Raw genomic sequence first — 18,979 nt, 5'->3', positions numbered from 1 at the left:
TTTTACTGTTTAATTGAACCTTGGATTTTGTCAAAAACAGCTCCGTCATCGAAGAATTTCTGCTGAATATCTTTCCACCCTCCTAAGTCTTGAGCTGTAAATAGGGTTTTGATGGGGGCATATTTTTTGACAAATTCTGGTTCTGCCGCTACTGTCGCATCTACTGGGCGGAAGCCTACTTTGGCAAATTCTCGCTGAGCTTCTGGGGTGTAGAGAAACTTGACAAATGCTTCGGCGACTTCGCGAGTACCGTGTTTATCAACGTTTTTATCGACGATGGCAATCGGATTGTCGATCGAAACATTGACTTCGGGAATAGTATAAGTCGGTTTTTCGCCTTTCTCACCTGCCAGAAGAATCTCGTTTTCGTAGTTAATTAAGGCGTCGCCTTGCCCTTGTTTGAAAAATACATCCGTGGCTTCGCGGGCATCTTTAGTCAGAATCGGGACGTTTTTGTAGACTTTGCTAGTAAAGTCTAATGCTTTGGTTTCGTCTCCTCCGGTTTTAACAACCGAGCCCCAAAGTGCGAGGAAATTCCAACGGGCAACGCCTGATGTTTTAGGATCGGCAGTAATCACTTTTACTCCCTCTTGGCTTAAATCTTCCCAGGTTTTGATGTTTTTGGGATTGCCTTCGCGGGTGACTATTGCTCCTACGGATTTACTGACTATGCCTTCGTTGGGGACTTCTTTTTCCCACCCGGGCTCAATGAGTCCAGCTTTTTCGATTTTTGCGGTGTCGAGGGCGAGGGCTAGGTGTACGATGTCTGCTTCTAAACCGTCAATTACGGCCCGAGTTTGGGAACCGGAACCGCCATAGCTTTGGTTAAAAGTGACGGTTTGACCCTTTTCTTTTTGCCACTGTTCTACGAATTTGGGAATTATGGCTTCGTGGGCGGCTTTGGTGACGGCGAAGGATACTAGGGTTAATTCTACGTTGCCTTTGTTGGCTGCTGGGCTAGCACCGCCTGGAGTAGCACCGCCTGGAGTGGCTGCGGGGTTGTTGGTGCTTCCTTGGCCGCAGGATGCAACGGCGAGACTTAATGTTATTCCGACTAAAAATAGGGACACAAATCTTTTCAGGGCAGTAAATGATTGATTTGTGCTGGCTGATGACTGTTGTCGCCAGCAAAGGTGTTGATTTAGGCGTTGCCACGGACTCATTATATTTGTTCCTAAGCGAGAAAGTACGGTTATTGGGTCGGAATACCGTAATTATGGTTGTGAAGTATGATTATAGACAAGAGCGAGTCAAAAGGCAACAAAAAAAATGAATTGGAGGAACTCAGGGTCGATCGCATATCCTGAAGTCTTTTCCATCGGTGCTTTCGATCCAGATTTGGGGTAAAATGTAAAGTGTATAAATACTATAATTGAGTTAAGGTGGTCAACTTGCGCGGCTGCACGATACGCCCTACGACTACCATCGGCCGATCGCCCAAATGTAATAGCCCTGCCAAGAGTCGCCGCCCCAGCGAGATATGCCTGACTCGCGCGATCGTCCTTAACTAAGAAAAAGTTTTAACTGGTATGTCCTTACCCCGCCCAGTCTCAGACACCCTAATTGAACTGTTGAAGCCTGTAGCCTCTGAATTGGGAGAAAGATTGGGAGCAAGCGCTGTCAACGAACGCTATGCAGAAATTGAACCTTCTGGTTCTTCAGCTTTAAACCAGCAAATCAAAAAAGACCCTCGCTGGATTAAAGCACAAATGAAATATTTGCAGCGTCAGCAGGCAAGAGAACAAGAATTAATCGCCCTCGCGGGCGCAGAAGAAAGGGTAAAGGAAGAACGGGCTAATCGAATTAAGGCACAAGAAGTAAGAGATAAGCGGGCAATTAGCCGGCTTTGCCGCGACTTAATGCGGGAGTTTCAATCAGAAGCAATTCGAGTTAAGCTGAGCGAAATTCAAACTATTTGGGACAGGGACAACTGGTTTTCTAATTTGAGCAGGCAGGAAACTGAACAGATTTTGCAGCAGCAGCAGCACCGATTGCTGCTGTTAGTTGCTCCCGCAAAAATTAGCCAAGATTGCCCTGATTCGTTCCGCCACAATCTGAATATCGAGCTGCCGGCTAAGTTAAGAGCTTTTTTGAACCAGCACTACCCCCCCCATGGAGATTTATGCCCGGTTCAGTTTTACGGAGACTATTTCAAAAAAGCGATTTCTGATATTGATGTGGAGCGGTTGCAGACAGTGTTGTCTCCCGTACCGACAGCTATACTGTACAGCGATATCAGCGATTATGAAGTTAATTTTCATGTGGGTTTTTGGGGAGTCATCAATCAGAGCGTTTCTCTAGTGGCAATGCAGCCTTGGAATTGGGAAGAAGTTTATCACCACTTGGAGGCGGAGGGGAAAGACAAAAAGCTGAGTCTGCGGATTATTAGGCAAATAATTGTGACTATTCACAAGTTATTGGCGGCTTTTTTAGCTGATTTGTATTATTTAAATATCGATTTTACTCACGAACCTCAGTTATTTAAATTAGAGGGGGAATTTGCTCAGGAATGGTTTTCTAAAGATTGGGCACAACCGTATATTGAAACTCTTAAAGAAATTCAGGAGCAACAGCGAATAGTTTATAAGGGAGAGATGCGGCGGCTGGCGCTGCGAGAGGCGAAAGCTAAGGCGGAACGCCAGCGTTTGGAAGAGGCTGAACTCAAACGCAGAGAGGAATCTGAGGCGGCAGCTAAGCGGGTGAAGGAATTAGCTCACAAATTAAAACATCAGAAATGGCGGTGTGTATATACGCTGCCTGGACATTCATCGTTTGTGAATTCTCTGGCGATTAGCCCTGACGGTAAAATTATGGCTAGCGGTAGTTGGGATAAAACTATTAAGATTTGGAATTTAGAAACGGCGGAATTAATTGGCACTCTGACGGGACATTCCGATCGCGTAAATTCGGTTGCTATTAGCTCTGACGGGAAAATGTTGGTCAGTGGCAGTTCGGACGAAACAATTAAGTTTTGGAATTTGCACAGCGGTGATTTGCTGTGTACTTTTCCGGGACATTCTATGGAGGTGAATTCGGTGGCGATTAATCCGAAGCGCCTGGTAATTGCTAGCTGCGGCGGGGCTGATAATACGATTAAGCTTTGGAATTTGCGGAGTGGTGAGTTGCTGCGGACTTTGAGGGGTCATTCTGACAATGTGAATGCGGTGGTTTTTAGCCCGGACGGTAAAATATTGGCGAGTGGCAGTTCGGATGCGACGAGCAAGGTTTGGGATGTGGAAAGCGGCAAGTTGCTGCGGACTCTTTCGGGATTGAATGTTGGGGTGAATTCTGTGGCGATCGCCCCAGACGGTCAGATTCTTGCTAGCGTCAGCAATGATTATACGATTAAGCTGCGGAATTTGCACACGGGCCGTTTGTTGCGGATTTTAAATACTAATTATGCGAAGGGAAAGGGTGTAACTAATTTAGGAACGAATGAGGCGCTGCATATTTTGCAGAATTATGTGAGTCGAGGCGATTCGGTTGCTATCAGTGGGGACGGTTTGACTTTGGTTAGTGGCTGTGATGATAATACGATTAATATTTGGAATTTGCAGACGGGGGAGTTGTTGAGCGCTCTTCAGGGACATTCGGGTACGGTGTACTCGGTGGCGATCGCACCTTCGGGCAATTTGCTAGCCAGCGGCAGTGCGGATCAGACGATTAAGATTTGGCGCTGCGATTAGTGACTGGGCCCAAAAGCATCGGGCATTGCTCAGAGGAAGAGCATTTTTGTTCCGCCCTTGCGGGGAGAGCTTTTGGGGGAATCTGAAAAAAAAATTGGCTGGGGGGGTTGCGCTGATGACTATAAGTTTGCTATATTAAGTTTCACTGCTGGTGTAACTCAGTTGGTAGAGTAGCTGATTTGTAATCAGCCTGTCGCAGGTTCAAATCCTGTCACCAGCTTTATAGCAGTTTTCAATCGGATTAAATATCGCATTAAATACAGTAGGGACACGGCACTGCCGTGTCCCTATCTGATAGGTGCTATTTTGTTTGTACCTTTGGGGCGGCCTCGCGTATCCACCCCACAAGAGTTCCCCGAAAAATAGGTGCACAAGTTAAATGTGCGACAAATTACAAGGCTTAACCTAACGCAGCGCAAGCTTTTTTCAACCATTCAATTGTTGCTGCATCAACTACGGGTTCCAGTTTCTCGACTACAGCAGCATGATAATTATTCAACCACGCTAGTTGAGTCTTTGACAGTCGATCGACATTTATCAATTTGCGCTCAAACGGAATATACGTCAGCGATTCAAATCCGTACCAAACCGTAGCGTTTTTTGATGGCATTTCCCTGACAACATAGAGATTTTCGATGCGAATTCCGCCCCATCCCGGTTCGTAATATCCAGGTTCGATGCTAGTTACCATTCCGGCTTCCAGGGGATATTGTACCGATTTGCTGATGCCGTTTGGCCCTTCGTGACCGGCTAAAAACGCGCCGACTCCGTGCCCGGTGCCATGTCCGTAGTCTAGCTGTTCTTGCCATAATACCGCACGGGCGATCGCATCTAATTGCGCTCCCGTTGTTCCTTTGGGGAATTGCTGCATTGCACAGTTGATGTGCGCGATTAAGACTGTTGTGTAGTGTTCTATTTGTAGCGCCGTCGGTTCTCCGATACTTATTGTTCTCGTATCGTCGGTTGTACCTGCTAAATATTGCGCTCCTGAGTCAAGCAGCAGCAGTTCCCCCGGTTTTAACGTTATTTCTGGGCTGGGGGTTCCGTAATGTACGATCGAGCTATTGGCTCCCGCACCTGCGATCGTTCTAAAAGTTAAAGTCTGAAAATCTGTTTCTTGCTGGTAAAATCTTTCGATGCTTTCCTTGACATCAAACTCTGTCACTACCTTACCATTTTCTAGCTGTTCTGTCAACCACTTTAAAGTCAAAGTTTTCGCTCGACTTGCTTTGAAATTGGCTGATTTCATCTGCTCAATTTCTACGGGATTTTTGCGAGCTTTCATCCCTTCCACCGGATGTGTCTCAAAAACTATTTCGATGTTGTATAACTGCGCTTCTTGCTGGTTTAAGATTAACTGGTACGTGCCTGCAGTGCTGTGTTTCGGGTCTAAAAGTACCCGAACTTTTTTCGGCAAATTAACGCAAGTTTCTAATGTATGCGGATAGTCTGCGTAGGGAAGCAAAGTTACATCCGCCCGCAATTCTTGCTTAATTTCTAGTGAAATTCGTTCGGGATTTGTAAACAAAAACGCTGAATCTGTGGTGACAATGGCATAGGAGATGAAAATAGGAATGTGGGGAATATCCGAGCCTCGGAGATTGAACAGCCACGCTATTTGATTCAGGTTGGTAATCGGAAGCACATCGATATTGGCTTTTTGCATCGCTTCCCTGACTCTGGCTAATTTTTCGGCGGCGGTTTCTCCGGTCAGGGATACAGGTAAGCTAAATATGGGAGCTGCATCAATCGCGGGTAAAGTCTCTGCTGTTTGCCAAGGAGTTTGCGATCGCACTTTGTCTGTCAAATTCTCCCGGATTGGTATGAGCTCAATCTCCGCATTCGCGAATTTTTTCACCCAATTTTGATATTGCTCTGTCGCTACTGTAAACGGGTCAAAACCCAGGCGAACTTTTGTGGATTTTTCTGCCGATTCTACCGCCAGTTTTTCTAAAGTTTCAATTAAGGTTAAATTTCCTTCTAAGCCGAGTTTCGATATTTGAATAATTCCAGTATCGACTTGCAACTCGGCTTGTTCGTAATAGCGGGAATCCACAAACAACCAAGCGGCATCTTTACCAACCAATAAATCACCAGCAGAACCCGTAAAACCGCACATCCAAGCTCGCCGCTGCTTGGCTGCTGGAACTGATAAATTTAAGTGTTCGTCAACCGCTGGGATGAAATAGCAATCTAATTCATAATCTGCAATCAAATCGCGCAAGTCTGCCAGTTTTGCAGCGGAGGTATCTTGGATATTTGTATTTGCTTTTAAGTTAGTGGCAACCATTTTTAAATTTCCTATTTTACTTGTTTAAAATTGTCTTCAAACCTTTAACTAATCTCCTAATACCTGCGGTGGCGGTTGCTTTCTCCAAAGCACCGTAAGCAACACGCAAATAGCAGCCGCTATCCATGCCGAAGGTTGTACCGGGAAGCACCGCTACGTGATATTCGCGAATTAATTTTTCTACTAATTCCATTGTATCGATTTCAGTATCAACTTTCAAGAAAAAGTAGAATGCTCCAGCGGCCGGGGAAATTGTACACAAACCTTGGATGCTATTGAGTTCGTCTAATACGAGTTGTCGCACAGATGCGATCGCCCTTACGTAATTATCGCAGTAACCTCTACCAACTTGCAAGGCTCCCAGCGCTGCATATTGAGAAATTACTGGGGGACAAATTAAGATTGTATCTTGAATTTTTCTCACTGAAACGAGCAAGTGTTCTGGGATTACCATATACCCGAGCCGCCAACTCGCAAAACCGTAGGCTTTGGAGAGGCTAAACAGAGAAATTGTATGTTCGCTGCTGTGGGGAAAAGCGGCGGGCGAACAGTGTTTGACGCCGTTATAAGTAAAATATTCATAAGCTTCATCGCTGATGTGATAGATGTTGTGCTGGCGACAAATTTCGTTGACTTCCCGGAGTGCTTCGACCGAATAAACAACACCAGTGGGATTATTTGGCGAAATGGTAACTATGGCTCGTGTTTTGTCAGTAATGGCTTTTTTTATAGCATCGATATTAAGTTGATATTTGGCGTCTGTTTCTACTATCACGGGTCGGCAACTTGCCATAATTGCCGCCATTTCGTGGTTGAAGTAATAAGGTGATTGGATAATAACTTCGTCTCCCGCCGAAGTGATAGCGAGAATAGCGTTGGTAAATCCCATGTTGCTACCTGCGGTAACGACAATGCAGTTTTTGCTATTAATTTCTATGTGGTTATCGGTTTTTAGTTTGGCTGCGATAGAATCTTGTAATTGTGGAATTCCTTCCACGGCTTTGTATTTGTGATTGTCGGGGTTTGCGAAGAATTCGGGAATTCGGTCAAATGATTCTTGTGGCGGATTGTAGTAAACTACGCCTTGTCCTAAAGATATTGTTCCCGGATTTTGGCGGATCAGTTCGCCAACTACTGGAATTATTGGCGACTGTACCGATTGCATTCGATTCGGGTGATTTTTCATCATATATTATAGGTAATTGTAGGGGCAGGTTTAGTGATAATATACCTCCTTAAGCAAGTTTAGTATTTCACGCACGCGCCTCTCCGCTTCAGGATCTATGTACTTCTATTTTAGAACCTTGCGGGGATTTAGAAACTTTAACTTGTGCGGGCAATCTTTCGCCCAATTCTCGAACGTGGGTAATCACTCCAATCAGCCTGTCTCGCTGCCGCAAAGATTCTAAAATTTGAGTAACGCTTTCGAGAGTTTCGGTATCTAAAGTGCCAAATCCTTCATCTAGAAATAAGCTACCCAAGTGAGTTCCTTGAGACAGTTTTTCTGACAAAGCTAAAGCCATTGATAAGGAAGTGGCAAAGGTTTCGCCACCGGAAAGAGTACGCACTCGTCTAGCTTCGCCGCCGTTCCAATTATCTGCTACCCAGTATTCGCCGTCTTGGTTTATTAGTTTGTAGCGATTTTCGGTTAATTCTTGCAAAATCAAGGTGGCGCTTCCAACTAATTCTGCTTCTAAATGTTCTAAAATGTAAGATTGAAATTCGTTGGATTTGAGGTTCTGCGCTAAGGTGTGATAAGTTTGCTCTTGTTCGGTGAAATTTGTGATTTGCTGTGACAATCTTTCGGCTTGTTCGAGATTTTGGGCTGCTACTTGAATCCAAGCTAACAGTTCGGCGCGGTTGTTGTTGGCTTGTTTGAGGTTTTCTTGGGCGGTCTGTTTTGCGGATCGCACTTGTGCTAAAGTATTCTCATCGGTAGTTCTGCCTGCGATATCCTCGCTCAAATCTTTCACCCGTGTCTCTAACTGAATTTTTGATTCGCGGTGAGAGCGAATAGCATTTTCCCATTCAGATTGTTCCTTAACTGTCGCAACCGCTGCTAAAAATGTCTCTTCTGTGAAATCAGCCGCTGTTAATTTTGCTGACCAATCCTGATTTAACTGCTGTTTATGAGCCTGGGCTTGTCCAAAAGCTTCTCCAGCTTGTTGCTCTCTCTCTGCGGCTTGAATAACCTTATTTTGAGCAGTTTGATATGATTTTTCGGCAACTTTCAGCAGATTTGCCAAGTCTTGTTTGTCTTGTTCTAAGACTTTTGCTAAGTTAGCATAAGGTTGATATTCGGTAATTTGATAAAGCGCATTTACACAACTTTGCAACTGCTGCTGCCGACGGTCTGATTCGGCGATCGCATCTTGATATTCCTGCTGTTTAGCTGCTTGAGTCGCCACAGCAAAATTAAATTTTTGTTGAAAATTATCATATTCCAATGATGCGAGTTGGAACTGCTGTTCGGTTTGGCGGTATTGGCGATCGCTCTCTTTAAGGAGTGCCAACTCCTGCTGCAACCCCAAGCTTTCCCAGTGAGGATTTTCCAGCACTTGAGTGATTTGCTGCTGCAATTGAGAAACTCTATTCGCAGTTAATTCGAGCATTTGAGCAATTTCCGACTCTTTTTGCCGGCAGGCTGAAACTGCACTTTTCCCCTCAGCAGCCAACCTTTGAGCATCTTGAAAAACCTGATTTGCATCCGCCAATTTCCGCCGCAAACCAGCGACATCGACAATATTAGAATTCGGCAAAGGAGGGAGCCGATCGCTCTCAGGATGCACCCCCCCACACACCGGGCAAGTATCGCCAGAATTCAGCGACATTCTGACAGCAGCAACACTCTCTAAACGTGCTGCTTCCGCATTAGCTGTTTGGGCCACTTCTAACTCGCGATCGCACTCTTTTAGTCGGATTTCTGCTGCTTCTAAATTAGTAGCAACCTCCACATAATTTTGTTCAGCGCTTTCCTTCTCTGCAATAGATTTCTCCAACTGTTCTTCCTGAGTTTTTTGCTGCTGGGCAATTAGCTGCAATTCCATCAATAAGGGTGCAATTTGCTGCAATTGCTCTAAACGCTTTCCTCCCGGCGCATACTGTTCGAGTTGTGCCGCTGCTTGAGTAACTCGAAAACCCGCACCTTGAATTTTAGTGTTAGCAGCTTGCAAGTCTTTATCTGCTGCCATAAAAAAGCGGAGTTTTTCCTGTTGAATTTTTTGGGCAAGCGCAACTTCTTTTTCTAATTGAGCGCGCTGTTCTTCATATACTTTAGCAGCAGCTAAAGCATCTTCGCGAGCCTTAATTTGTGGTGCTAGCACCTCTTCTTTAGCTTTTGCCGCGTCAAATTGCTGCTGCTCTACTGCTAGCTCTGATCGAGCTTTAATTAACAGTTTTCGCGCTGCCACCGAGCCACTTGCTGCAGTTTCATACTGACTGCGAGCCGATCGCACTAAAGCCCAATCTCCCTGTAAATGATTGGCAGCTTGCGCTCTTTCCAAACGCTGTGCTAAAATTGTCACCTCGGCGGAATTAGCATTTAATTTAGCCAATTGTTGTTGCAGCTCTTGCCAGCGAGCGATTTGCGAAAATAGCTGTTCCTCTTCATCGAGATCCTTCTGAGCTTTCATCACAGCGCGATCGAACTGGGGCAACTGCTGCTCTAAAATCAAAAGTTGCGATCGTCTTTGAGCCACCTCATCCGCCGTCGGCGCACTCAAATCCGCTAGCTGCCTTTCCACCATTTCCCGTTCCTGTTTCAGCAACTTTGCGAGTTCATTTGTTTCCTTCCGCATCTGCTCAAAAATCTCAAATCCCGCTAACTGCCGCAAAATTTCCCGGCGTTTTGATGTATCCCCTTTAATAAACTCGTCAAACTTGCCTTGAGGCAGAACAATTGCTCGCGTAAAAGTATCAAAATCCATTCCTAAAATCTGTTCAATGGTATTTTGAACAGCAACGATACTCGTCCCTAAAGTTTCCCATTGACCATTTTGCCAGTTGTCCAAAATCACCTTATTTTCGGGAGATTTCGGACGGAAACGCCACCTCCGCGTCACCCGATACTGTGCCGAACCCACAGCAAAACGCAACTGCACTTTTAAATTTTCGCTGCCTTGACTTGCCAAATCACTTACTTGTTTGCCGCTGCGAGTTGTCGTGCCAAAAAGAGCGTAAGTCATGGCATCTAGGAGTGAAGATTTGCCCGCACCTGTAGCACCAGTAATTGCAAACAAATCGAGTTGAGAAAAATCTAAACGCTGTTCGCGGTGGAAGCTGGTAAATCCTTCGAGAATAAGTTCGAGTGGACGCATACTGATTTTAGTTTTAGGATTTGGGGTTTTAGATTGTTATATTCAGGTCTACTGTCTTCCTTCTACAGTCTTCCCGATCCCCCCTAACCCCCCTTAACAAGGGGGGACAAGAGTATTATCAAAGTCCCCCAACAACCAGGGGGGATTTAGAGGGATCTAGACTCGACTACAAGCGACATTGAGCGTGGGTTTCAGTCTTAACACTATTTGAAATTTGAGATTTTGGATTTTGGATTGTATCTTTTTACGCATTTAATTGTTAACTGTTTCCTTAAACTTCTTGTACAAATTTTTAAATTCCTCCAATACTGCCGGTTTCGGTGTCGTTCCCAAGCGGTTTTGATAATAGTTGCAAAACTCTGCTGCCGGATCCAAATTATTGGGATCGATATTAGTTATTTCTGTTGGTTCTAAGGCTGCATCTGGATAGCGCGGTTCAATTAACAGCGCTTGAGAACAGATTTGGCGCACTCGAGCGGCAAGTCCGATTTGCGGACTGTCCAATTCGACAATTACTTTCAAGAAACCCGGATGATACTGATGAGCTTGTAAAGTTTCATCGAGATTGTCGTTATGACATTTAAGCACTTTTAACGGCTTGTGGCAAGCCACAGGCTTAAATTCCACCTTTGCCTGACTTCCCGGCTCAACTTCTATCAAGCAAAATCCTTTTTCCTGTTCCGCTTCTCCAAAATCTAACTGAATTAAAGAACCGGAATAATAAGCGGGAGAAGTCTCAGAAATCCGCTGGTGAATGTGGATGTGTCCGAGGGCAACATACTGAGCTTCCGGGGGCAGAGTTTGCGCTGACAGCAGGTATTTTTCTCGCGTGTAATAAGCGACTTCAGATTTTGCCAATCGAGCGCCGTCAATACTCATGTGTCCCATGAGAATATTGACAGTATTATCTCTAAACTCTCTGGTTAAATCTTCGAGTAAATATGCTACGATTTCGCGGTAATCTTTTCGGCGATCGGCATCGCCCGACTGCCACAGAGAATTAGCATCTAACAGTCTTTGTTCGGAAGCAAAAGGCATAGCTCCCACACAAAGTTTACCACTTTTCGTATTAAGAGTAATTGTGCCGCCGTCGGCGGAAATCCTGGGTTTGCCTAAAGCGCGAACACCGGCGAGGGAAAGCAATTGTGCGATACTGTCGATGCGGGATGCCGAATCGTGATTACCGGCGATCGCAATTGCGGGAATTCCTGCTGCTTGCAGTTCGCAGAAAAAGTTATAAGCAATGCGTTCGGCGTAAGCGGGAGGGTTGGGCACGTCGAAAATGTCGCCCGCAACGAGCACAGCATCGACCTCTAAGGCTTTTGCTTGCTTCAAAATCTGTTCGAGGGCGATCGCAATTTCAAAAGTGCGATCGATTCCTCGAAAACGTCGCCCTAAATGCCAGTCAGCAGTATGAATTATTCGCATAGTACGAGGAGTATTTTGTTTATGTTAACTGAGATGTTGTACCATTTTCAAGAACGGGTAAGATGCCCGTTCCACAAAGAAGGAATTTCTTGTGGAACGGGCATCTTGCCCGTTCATAAAAGGCTGATTTAAAATGGTAAAATATCTCAGTTTTAATACTTTGTGCGATCGCGGTATAAATATCTGTCACAGTTTATGCCTCTTCCTGTTCTCGAATTGCTGTTTCAATCTCATCAGGATATGCCTCAGCATAAGCCCAAGCATTCGCCAAATCAGCGGCACCCAGAGTCGGATAGTCTTCTAGGAGTTCAGCTTCAGAAATACCTAAACGGCGAGCATTCACCAGCAACCAAACAGGAATTCGCGTTTGTCTGATGCAAGCATCGCCGCCGCACACGCCGGGAGTCTTTTGAATTCCCGACCAAAATTTTCTTAAACTTTGGGCTAGTAATTCTATAGCTTGAGCCTTCTCTTCGGGAGTTAAAGCCAAGAGTTGGGGTTGCAATTCTTTCAGTGTCGTATTTGCCGTTATTGAGTTCATAAATATTAACTTTTTTTGCCATACAGGTATTCTAGCACTGGTGGCTAAATCAACACTTTCATTCAACAGGCTTCACATCGTGAAACCGAGTATAATCAACCACCCGCCCTCCCGTCGCCGATTTCAAAAGAATATCTACAAACCGCATATTCCACATAATTTCAGACGCCACAAAAGAATGTCGCGCATGAATAGTTTGCGAAACTGTTTCGTCAATTCCTGTTAAAGTAATTACAATTTCCGCTTGCTGTTCCATCAAGTCTTGGGCAGTAAGTTGGTACAAAGGACTGCTCTCCTCAATTGGGTGCATAACCGTCCAAGTTAATGCAAAAACCGGAGAGTGACTCCGCATCAATTGCAAATCGTAAAAACGCCGCATAAATTCTCCTTCCGGTGTTACCTCGTCACGGATCAAAGTAGCTCGCTGCTGCGCTTCTAAAATTTGGTTGAAACGCTGATTTGCCGTGCGGTACATCAGAGTCGGAACGCCGTTAAAAGGAGCGATCACAGCTACGCGGCTGAAGATAACTCTGGCTGTTGGTCTGGAAAATCTCGAAAAAGCCAGCCCCGTCACCATCGCTACTCCCCACAAACCAAAAAGCGCTTGGATCGCGACTATAGTATTAGCGTAATCCGTGCGCGGATACATAGCGCCGTAGCCGATCGTCGCCATTGTTTGCACGCTGAAATAAAAGGCATCTTGGAAAGAACCCGGTCGCGCGTTAGCAATGCAATCTCCTCCCGCCAAGTAAGCTAAAGCAAATAAAGAATTTGTGACTATATAGGATAGACAAATAAGCATGAAAAATCGCGGCCAAGAAAGAGTTAGCAGCCTGTGGTACAGGTCGGCAAAATGCAGGCGCGGTACTCCCAACTTGACAATATTTAAGGGCAATTGTCCTTTGCGACTGACTAAACGAGCCTGTGGCTGGCGGTTTTGGTGAGTTTTCATTGCGATTTGTAACTGCGGCTGTTTCAATTTGTAACTATTGCTTTGACCGGGAAAACTTATCCTTTAGACTGATGTCTGATTCCAAAAATTCGGATAAAAGCGGAGTTTAGAAATGGTTGAGCTTAACTGGCATGACTATCTCGTTATGGTTTCTTTTGTGGCTTCTATTGCGGGTCTAGTCCTGCTGGGTGATAATCGCAACTCGCAGCCAACGGACGATCGCACTTTGAGCGAGGAAATCCTAATCAAGATGAGCTTTACTTACTGGATAGTGTACTGCATCTCTTTTTTCGGGCTGAAACTTCACCTACCAGAAGATAGCTGGTTATTGCTCAGTTTAAAGCTGACTACGGTTCTTTCTTACTTGTTGACTGCTTCTAGCATACTCAGCCTGCCACTGCAACGCATGGCTGTCCGACGAGTTGAAGATTAAAAAAAAGTGTTTGTAGTCAGGACTTCAGTGTTTTCGATCGCGGTGAAGAAAAACTAAAGTCCTGACTGCAAAGGTATTTGAGTAATCTTACCGGGCCATAAGGTCACAGCTAGCTGTGACCTTATTTAATAATTTATTATCTGAGGGATGCAGACTAACGCGCCCAAAATCGCTAGGGTCGATCGCACTCATACTTGAAATTGCCACTCTGTTTCTGCTGTCCCTGGGCTGTGGCCATCTCATCGAGTATCATCCCTTGGCCAAGCCGGCGCATTAGGACATAGCAGTATGCCACCAACTTAGCTAGTTAGGATTTAAAGCCTTTAGAGCTTTTCTTTTTCTCCTGCGGTTTGGACTTTGACTTATTAACTTCGCCTAAAGCTTCCTGAAATAAGTTGTGCAGGTGCAGGGGAACGCTGGCAATTTCCGGGAGTTCGGGTTCTAACGGTTTTTTAAACTCTTGCAGCAGGGCATCTAAATCGCGATCGATCTGAAAATCTGTACGTTCCAGTACAGTTTGCAAAATTTGTTCTAATTTCGCTGGATTAACTTTAGCTAACCGTTGCCAAATCCAGACATTAATTGCAGGATCTTCCAGATAGTTACGCACCAGCTTTTCGTAACCGGGAACGGTTGAAAAGTTTTCGGCTGCTAGCAGTGCAGTAAATTGAGCGTAAGTAGACAAAAAGGTTTGTCCCCAGCGAGGATGAGAAAGTGCTGTCACCTGTTCGGCTTTCTTGAAGCGATCGGGCAATTCGACTTTCGGCATTACCATTTTTGAACTAGCATTGCTGTCGATCATTACCTCAACTGCGTTAGCATCGGCACCTGCTGCCGCGATTGCTGCTGCTTTGACTTCTTCTCGGTCGACTCCGGCATCTTCAACGATATCCGCCAGAGATTTACTTTCATCAATGCCGATATCAGCTAGGCGTTTTTTAGTAATGAATTCCTGAAATTCAGCCAACTGTTTATTCAGGTGATATCCCGATAGCGTCAATTCATCACTGCCAAAAAATTCGGTAAAATCTTCATGGTACTTTTCTACTGACTGCCAAGCTTGCTCTAACAATTCCGGGGCATCGCTGTACAGGTTCTTGTTGTGATTTTGCTTGAAATTGCCGATCGCCACCGCCAACTTCGGCTTACCCAATTTCCCCTTCAGGATGGGAGAGCTCGAAAGTATCCACCAGTCATCGGTAAGGGGAGAAATCCGAGCCAGCAAGATTTCTCCTAACTTAAAGCGAGACATTTCTGCTAGAAAATTAGGACTGTTGGGCTTGACAACGTAGTGCTTTGCTGTCAGCCAGTTCATCAGTTCAAACTTGTCGGGGGAAAGTTTAGTGATTTCAAATAAGCCAGTGAAGCTTCTGTACTCCCAACTTTCGAGCAAGCTACGATCGCTCTCGGTTAAATCCGGCTGACTTTCGACAAATAGGTCGATCGGCGTTTTGTCGCCGACTTTACCTTCGACTGTAAAACTGTCAATCACTTGATTTTGCTGGGCAATATCGTAGCGCTCGCCGGTCGATCGAGCAGCAGCATAAGCTTCCAAAGCTACCGCCAACTCTCCCTCAGCATCCAGCACAAAGTCAATTAAATTTTGCTTGAGTGTCCAAGCTCTTTCCAACATTTCATCCACAAGTAATACCAATTTTGAATGAGAGGATTTAGATTAACAATTATCGGACTTGAAGCCACCGACGCTTTACGATCCGGCTCCGATTGAAGAAAGCCCATCGCGATCGATGTCTCAGTCCTGAATAAGTTTAATTTTAAGGCTAATAGTAAAAAAAAAATGTTAATCTCAAACGGAAGCATCCCGATTTTGTAAAAAGCATTTTTTAGCAGTGCGATCGTCCCGCAGAGCAAACCCTCTACGTCTTTAGCGAGTTCTCACAGCGAACAGTCCTGTGAAATAAAAATCGTGCTGAAAAAGGCGATTTCAAGGGAGCATAAAAATACCCTCTCCGATGTAGAGAGGGGCTGAAAATCCCCAAAAACTTTGCTAAACTCGCTTTAAAAACTGTGCCACCTATCAACAACAGTCCAAGACGCAGCAGCCGGTTTTTTTTATCAAACACTTCCCTCCATTCCGGTACCCGGCTAAAAATAACCGCAATGCTTGAGTTTGTGTGTCTTCAAGACTGAGAAATACTTGGTTTCAGCCCTTAGCGGCCGTCTTTGTCAATGTCGCCAGGAACAGCGCGTTCCACCCGATCCCAAGCGTCGCGGGTGGCGTGCTTAGCTTTTTCCCAAGTCACATTAGACTTACCGCGATTTGTTTCGTAGTCGCGCTGCAAATCTGGTTCGATCTCGTGGAATTTCTTACCAGTAGCGCCATAGCGGCTGTATCCCTCATAACCGGTGCGGTATGCAGGCTGATAGTCTTCGTAAGTTGCGCTCGTGTCCACGTAAGGACGGGAACTGTAGTTGCTTTGCCAGTAAGCATCTTCTACCGTGGGGTCGATCGCCTCGGCCACACCTTTGCCAACCAAACCGCCACTAAACGAACCCACAACAGCGCCTACAACTGCTCCTACAGGCCCGCCGATGGCACCGCCGATCGCAGCGCCCGCAGCACCGGCACTCGCCGCACCAATACCCGTTCCCACTGGATGAGCCCCTGTTTCCCCCGAAAGCGGGTCGAGGTTAGCATCAGGTTCATGTACCGTTTTTTTGTCATCGCTCATGATATTTTTTTCCTTTTATCTAACTCTAACTATTATTAAATTTACCTTTTAAATTCATATCTATTCATCTGCCTTGAGGATGAAGCTGCTAGCTTTCAAATAAAGGAAATGATAAAACAGTTGTGGATTCAAAAAGTATTTTTACACGCTACTTTCAAGCGATAGGGTGCGCCTCGGCGCACCCTAGATAATTATGTTCAAGTGAATTCTGAGATCTTCTCACTTCTGTACTCACCGAAGCTGTGTATTTACCAGCAACTTGAGTTAGATATAAATCTCTTGATTTATTACTTTCCCGTGACCTTTTCGATCAAATCTTCAGCTTTTTGAACTATGCCTTCTTGCGGGTGTTCTCCCTTGTACTCCTTTAAGCTTTCGTCGTAAGCTTTCTCGACCTTTGCGGGATTTTGAGAAGTTTTGACTATTTCATCGTAAGCTGCTTGGGGATTCAGATCCTCGAAACTTTCTGCGGGGTCAGTCATTTTAGCTTCCGGCGGCGCCTGAGTTCTGTCTTGACCTGCGTAAGCAGCCTGACTGGGTACTACCGCTAGACTTAGCAGACCAATGAAAGCCAGGGTACAGACCAGCAAAATGCTTTGGCTCAATTTTTTTCCGAGAGATTTTAAAACCCGCTTCATATCAACTTCTCCTCGTATTTTTCCGCAAAAATTATGGTGTTTGTCGCTTCTTCACTGCGATCGCACATTGACAACCTTGTTTCAAGCGCAATCTTTGTCGCAGCTACCGCATCTAGAGCGAGCCAAAAGGGATGTTTCCCGTTACCTCCCATATCTTAAGCGCCTGCTTGTTATTATTCCTTCTACCAAAAGATAGATTAGTTAGACAAGCGGAACCGATCTCCTAGGAGGTGCGATCGCAATTTCTGCGACGAACCCTATCTAGGGGTTCTCCCATCAATTGCGAACCTTTACTCTTCACCTTTCTTTCTTCGGGTCCTTTGCGTCTTTGCGGTTCGTCAAAAAAACTCATTCACCAAACAGATGCAAATGGCAACAAACAACCGATAACACTACAAAATAACCTGCTCTATCTTGAGGTTTCGATTCTGCATAGCTCGTTCAAATAGCTCAGTAGAAAGAGCTTGTTCAACCGACCAAACGCCCGGTTTTTCCAGTTTCCCTTCTAACATTAATTGAGCTATACTGCCAGTACCGATGCCCGTAGCGGCGGCAGCATTTGGGTGTACCGCTGTCGAGCAAACTTTAGCCGATTGACCGTTTTTGAGACCTGTCACTTGCGATCGCACTGCCACACCAACCCCACTAAAAGTATTAGTAACACTCGTCATCCCATAACTGACGTAGGAGAGAAATTCAATCACGGAGTTATTTTTGAGCCAGCTAGCAGGCCAATACTTAGCAACAAACCAGGTAAGGTGATTGTAAAGGTCGGGAGACGTACCGAATTTAGTCACAACTGATTTGACCGGGAAAGTTTCGGGCAAAGTGATTGCTTCCGGCATATCAAACCAGTAAACCCCTGTTTTACCGTAGGGCGCGGGAAATTCAATTGTTTCGCGAGCGCTGTAGGGTTGTACTTGCTGCCACTTGCGATCGGCCCAAACATCAAAAGGCGTTTGCAAACCTAAAAAAGTGGTTCTCATGACGGTAACACCAGCACCGCCAGAACCTCCTACTACATAACTCAAATGTATGTGTTCTGCTTCATCTAATTGTTCCACATCTCGGCGCACCATGCTATTAGACACACCGGGGAAAATGCCCGTATTAATAATAGCAGTAATCCCGGAGTTTTTAGCAGTTTCCCGCAAGTCTAAAGCTCTGCGAGTAAAACTGCGGCTGTCGCTGACATCAGTATAATTAACACCTGCTTCTATGCAAGTTTTCAATACGCTAGCATCTCGGTAGTGAAAAGGTCCCGCACAGTGAACGACGAGATTAGAGGATGAAACCGCTTGGTGCAGGGCTGCACTGTCTGCTAAATCTAAAGCTTGATACTGCACCCTATCCGGTGGCAATCCCGGCCCAATAGAGGCTTCAGAGTTGCGTCCGGTAACAGTAATTTCTGCGTCGGTATGGGTAACAAGGTCTTGGGCAACGCTGCTGCCAATTCGTCCCCGCCCGCCGACAATCAACACTCGATTTGCCATCGCTAAAAAAAGGGTAACGCCATTTCTCAGTTTCTCAACTTGGGGCCGGCGTTTTCATCCGCATAAAGTATGAATTGAGAAGAATGCGAACTCCTGGGGGCTCGGCGACTATCGCCCCGATCCGCAGATGGGGAGAGACTTCTACCAGCGACCTGCCTGTTCTGCTTTCATTAGAGTTTTGGCTGCAACGCTAAGTTCAAAAATGCCTTCACCGTTAACTTGTTCTTCTAATATTGAGAATTTTATCGATGGAATATGCTCTATGATGACAAAATATTTTCACAGATTTGATGAAACACAAACCATCGCCACCAAGCGCGAAAGATGCACAGGATTTAGAAAGGTTATTGAGGGCGATCGCAAATCGTTTTCCCTTCACAGGGAATCAACCAGAAAAAATTCTCGCACTGGCACACTGATAAATCAATACAAACAAACAAACGCAGATGTGATTCATCTGCGTTTATCTGCGTTTATCTGCGCTTGCTAAAAATCTTACTTCTCATTAC

The 18,979-nt window shown here is 45.4% G+C and carries 14 protein-coding genes and 1 tRNA gene; 4 read left to right on the top strand and 11 right to left on the bottom strand.

Features of this window, described 5'->3' with window-relative positions; genetic code table 11:
- Positions 1–2: 2 nt before the first annotated feature.
- The gene (locus QUA45_RS06620; RefSeq protein ID WP_333220018.1) at positions 3–1,163 is read right to left on the bottom strand and encodes a sulfate ABC transporter substrate-binding protein; all 1,161 of its coding nucleotides are present in this window, start codon (positions 1,161–1,163) and stop codon (positions 3–5) included.
- A 366-nt stretch (positions 1,164–1,529) separates the two neighbouring features.
- Here QUA45_RS06620 and QUA45_RS06615 point away from each other — a divergent pair, with 366 nt between their 5' ends.
- Both QUA45_RS06615 and QUA45_RS06610 read left to right on the top strand, forming a co-directional pair.
- The gene (locus tag QUA45_RS06615) at positions 1,530–3,686 is read left to right on the top strand and encodes a WD40 domain-containing protein (RefSeq protein ID WP_333095826.1); all 2,157 of its coding nucleotides are present in this window, start codon (positions 1,530–1,532) and stop codon (positions 3,684–3,686) included.
- Positions 3,687–3,833: 147 nt separating this feature from the next.
- Positions 3,834–3,906 (top strand) — tRNA-Thr (locus QUA45_RS06610).
- Between the two features lie 180 nt (positions 3,907–4,086).
- On the opposite strand, the gene QUA45_RS06605 is transcribed toward QUA45_RS06610, so the two are convergent.
- The 6 genes from QUA45_RS06605 to QUA45_RS06580 form a co-directional block, all read right to left on the bottom strand.
- A complete protein-coding gene (locus QUA45_RS06605; RefSeq protein WP_333220016.1) occupies positions 4,087–5,976 on the bottom strand; it encodes an aminopeptidase P family protein in 1,890 nt (629 codons plus the stop codon).
- A gap of 16 nt (positions 5,977–5,992) precedes the next feature.
- Positions 5,993–7,165: a pyridoxal phosphate-dependent aminotransferase gene (locus QUA45_RS06600; RefSeq protein ID WP_445304924.1), complete on the bottom strand. Its 1,173-nt coding sequence runs from the start codon at positions 7,163–7,165 to the stop codon at positions 5,993–5,995.
- Positions 7,166–7,250: 85 nt separating this feature from the next.
- Positions 7,251–10,292 carry an SMC family ATPase gene (locus tag QUA45_RS06595; RefSeq protein WP_333220014.1) on the bottom strand — a complete coding sequence of 1,014 codons (3,042 nt, stop codon included), beginning with the start codon at positions 10,290–10,292 and terminating at the stop codon, positions 7,251–7,253.
- A 252-nt stretch (positions 10,293–10,544) separates the two neighbouring features.
- A complete protein-coding gene (locus tag QUA45_RS06590; protein ID WP_333220012.1) occupies positions 10,545–11,720 on the bottom strand; it encodes an exonuclease SbcCD subunit D in 1,176 nt (391 codons plus the stop codon).
- Positions 11,721–11,913: 193 nt separating this feature from the next.
- Positions 11,914–12,261, bottom strand: a complete 348-nt coding sequence (locus QUA45_RS06585; RefSeq protein WP_333095830.1) for a DUF433 domain-containing protein — start codon at positions 12,259–12,261, stop codon at positions 11,914–11,916.
- Between the two features lie 58 nt (positions 12,262–12,319).
- Positions 12,320–13,213, bottom strand: a complete 894-nt coding sequence (locus tag QUA45_RS06580) for an ion channel (protein WP_333095831.1) — start codon at positions 13,211–13,213, stop codon at positions 12,320–12,322.
- A gap of 112 nt (positions 13,214–13,325) precedes the next feature.
- On the opposite strand from QUA45_RS06580, the gene QUA45_RS06575 reads away from it, so the two are divergent.
- Positions 13,326–13,646 carry a hypothetical protein gene (locus tag QUA45_RS06575; protein WP_333039230.1) on the top strand — a complete coding sequence of 107 codons (321 nt, stop codon included), beginning with the start codon at positions 13,326–13,328 and terminating at the stop codon, positions 13,644–13,646.
- Positions 13,647–13,953: 307 nt separating this feature from the next.
- Here QUA45_RS06575 and QUA45_RS06570 read toward each other — a convergent pair whose 3' ends face one another.
- The 4 genes from QUA45_RS06570 to QUA45_RS06555 all read right to left on the bottom strand — a co-directional run bounded on the left by QUA45_RS06570 (position 13,954) and on the right by QUA45_RS06555 (position 18,470).
- The gene (locus tag QUA45_RS06570) at positions 13,954–15,288 is read right to left on the bottom strand and encodes a hypothetical protein (RefSeq protein ID WP_333220010.1); all 1,335 of its coding nucleotides are present in this window, start codon (positions 15,286–15,288) and stop codon (positions 13,954–13,956) included.
- Positions 15,289–15,817: 529 nt separating this feature from the next.
- On the bottom strand, positions 15,818–16,339 hold the full coding sequence (locus QUA45_RS06565; RefSeq protein WP_333095833.1) for a hypothetical protein: 522 nt from the start codon (positions 16,337–16,339) through the stop codon (positions 15,818–15,820).
- Between the two features lie 287 nt (positions 16,340–16,626).
- Positions 16,627–16,977, bottom strand: coding sequence for a hypothetical protein (locus tag QUA45_RS06560; RefSeq protein WP_333220008.1), 351 nt, complete (start codon positions 16,975–16,977; stop codon positions 16,627–16,629).
- A 392-nt stretch (positions 16,978–17,369) separates the two neighbouring features.
- On the bottom strand, positions 17,370–18,470 hold the full coding sequence (locus QUA45_RS06555) for a saccharopine dehydrogenase NADP-binding domain-containing protein (RefSeq protein WP_333220006.1): 1,101 nt from the start codon (positions 18,468–18,470) through the stop codon (positions 17,370–17,372).
- A gap of 290 nt (positions 18,471–18,760) precedes the next feature.
- Between QUA45_RS06555 and QUA45_RS06550 the strand changes: the two genes are divergently transcribed.
- Positions 18,761–18,889, top strand: coding sequence for a hypothetical protein (locus QUA45_RS06550; protein ID WP_333220004.1), 129 nt, complete (start codon positions 18,761–18,763; stop codon positions 18,887–18,889).
- Positions 18,890–18,979: the final 90 nt, after the last annotated feature.

Source organism: Microcoleus sp. Pol12A5 (genome assembly GCF_036701435.1).
Taxonomy (GTDB): Bacteria; Cyanobacteriota; Cyanobacteriia; order Cyanobacteriales; family Microcoleaceae; genus Microcoleus.
This window is presented reverse-complemented; position numbering and strand designations above follow the sequence as displayed.

Bases quoted from the DNA above. Each gene is read 5' to 3' on its own strand.
- QUA45_RS06595 (WP_333220014.1), bottom strand. From the start codon at position 10,292: ATGCGTCCACTCGAACTTATTCTCGAAGGATTTACCAGCTTCCACCGC.
- QUA45_RS06555 (WP_333220006.1), bottom strand. From the start codon at position 18,470: ATGGCAAATCGAGTGTTGATTGTCGGCGGGCGGGGACGAATTGGCAGC.
- QUA45_RS06585 (WP_333095830.1), bottom strand. From the start codon at position 12,261: ATGAACTCAATAACGGCAAATACGACACTGAAAGAATTGCAACCCCAA.
- QUA45_RS06600 (WP_445304924.1), bottom strand. From the start codon at position 7,165: ATGATGAAAAATCACCCGAATCGAATGCAATCGGTACAGTCGCCAATA.
- QUA45_RS06575 (WP_333039230.1), top strand. From the start codon at position 13,326: ATGGTTGAGCTTAACTGGCATGACTATCTCGTTATGGTTTCTTTTGTG.
- QUA45_RS06565 (WP_333095833.1), bottom strand. From the start codon at position 16,339: ATGAGCGATGACAAAAAAACGGTACATGAACCTGATGCTAACCTCGAC.
- QUA45_RS06590 (WP_333220012.1), bottom strand. From the start codon at position 11,720: ATGCGAATAATTCATACTGCTGACTGGCATTTAGGGCGACGTTTTCGA.
- QUA45_RS06580 (WP_333095831.1), bottom strand. From the start codon at position 13,213: ATGAAAACTCACCAAAACCGCCAGCCACAGGCTCGTTTAGTCAGTCGC.
- QUA45_RS06550 (WP_333220004.1), top strand. From the start codon at position 18,761: ATGAAACACAAACCATCGCCACCAAGCGCGAAAGATGCACAGGATTTA.
- QUA45_RS06620 (WP_333220018.1), bottom strand. From the start codon at position 1,163: ATGAGTCCGTGGCAACGCCTAAATCAACACCTTTGCTGGCGACAACAG.
- QUA45_RS06605 (WP_333220016.1), bottom strand. From the start codon at position 5,976: ATGGTTGCCACTAACTTAAAAGCAAATACAAATATCCAAGATACCTCC.
- QUA45_RS06615 (WP_333095826.1), top strand. From the start codon at position 1,530: ATGTCCTTACCCCGCCCAGTCTCAGACACCCTAATTGAACTGTTGAAG.
- QUA45_RS06560 (WP_333220008.1), bottom strand. From the start codon at position 16,977: ATGAAGCGGGTTTTAAAATCTCTCGGAAAAAAATTGAGCCAAAGCATT.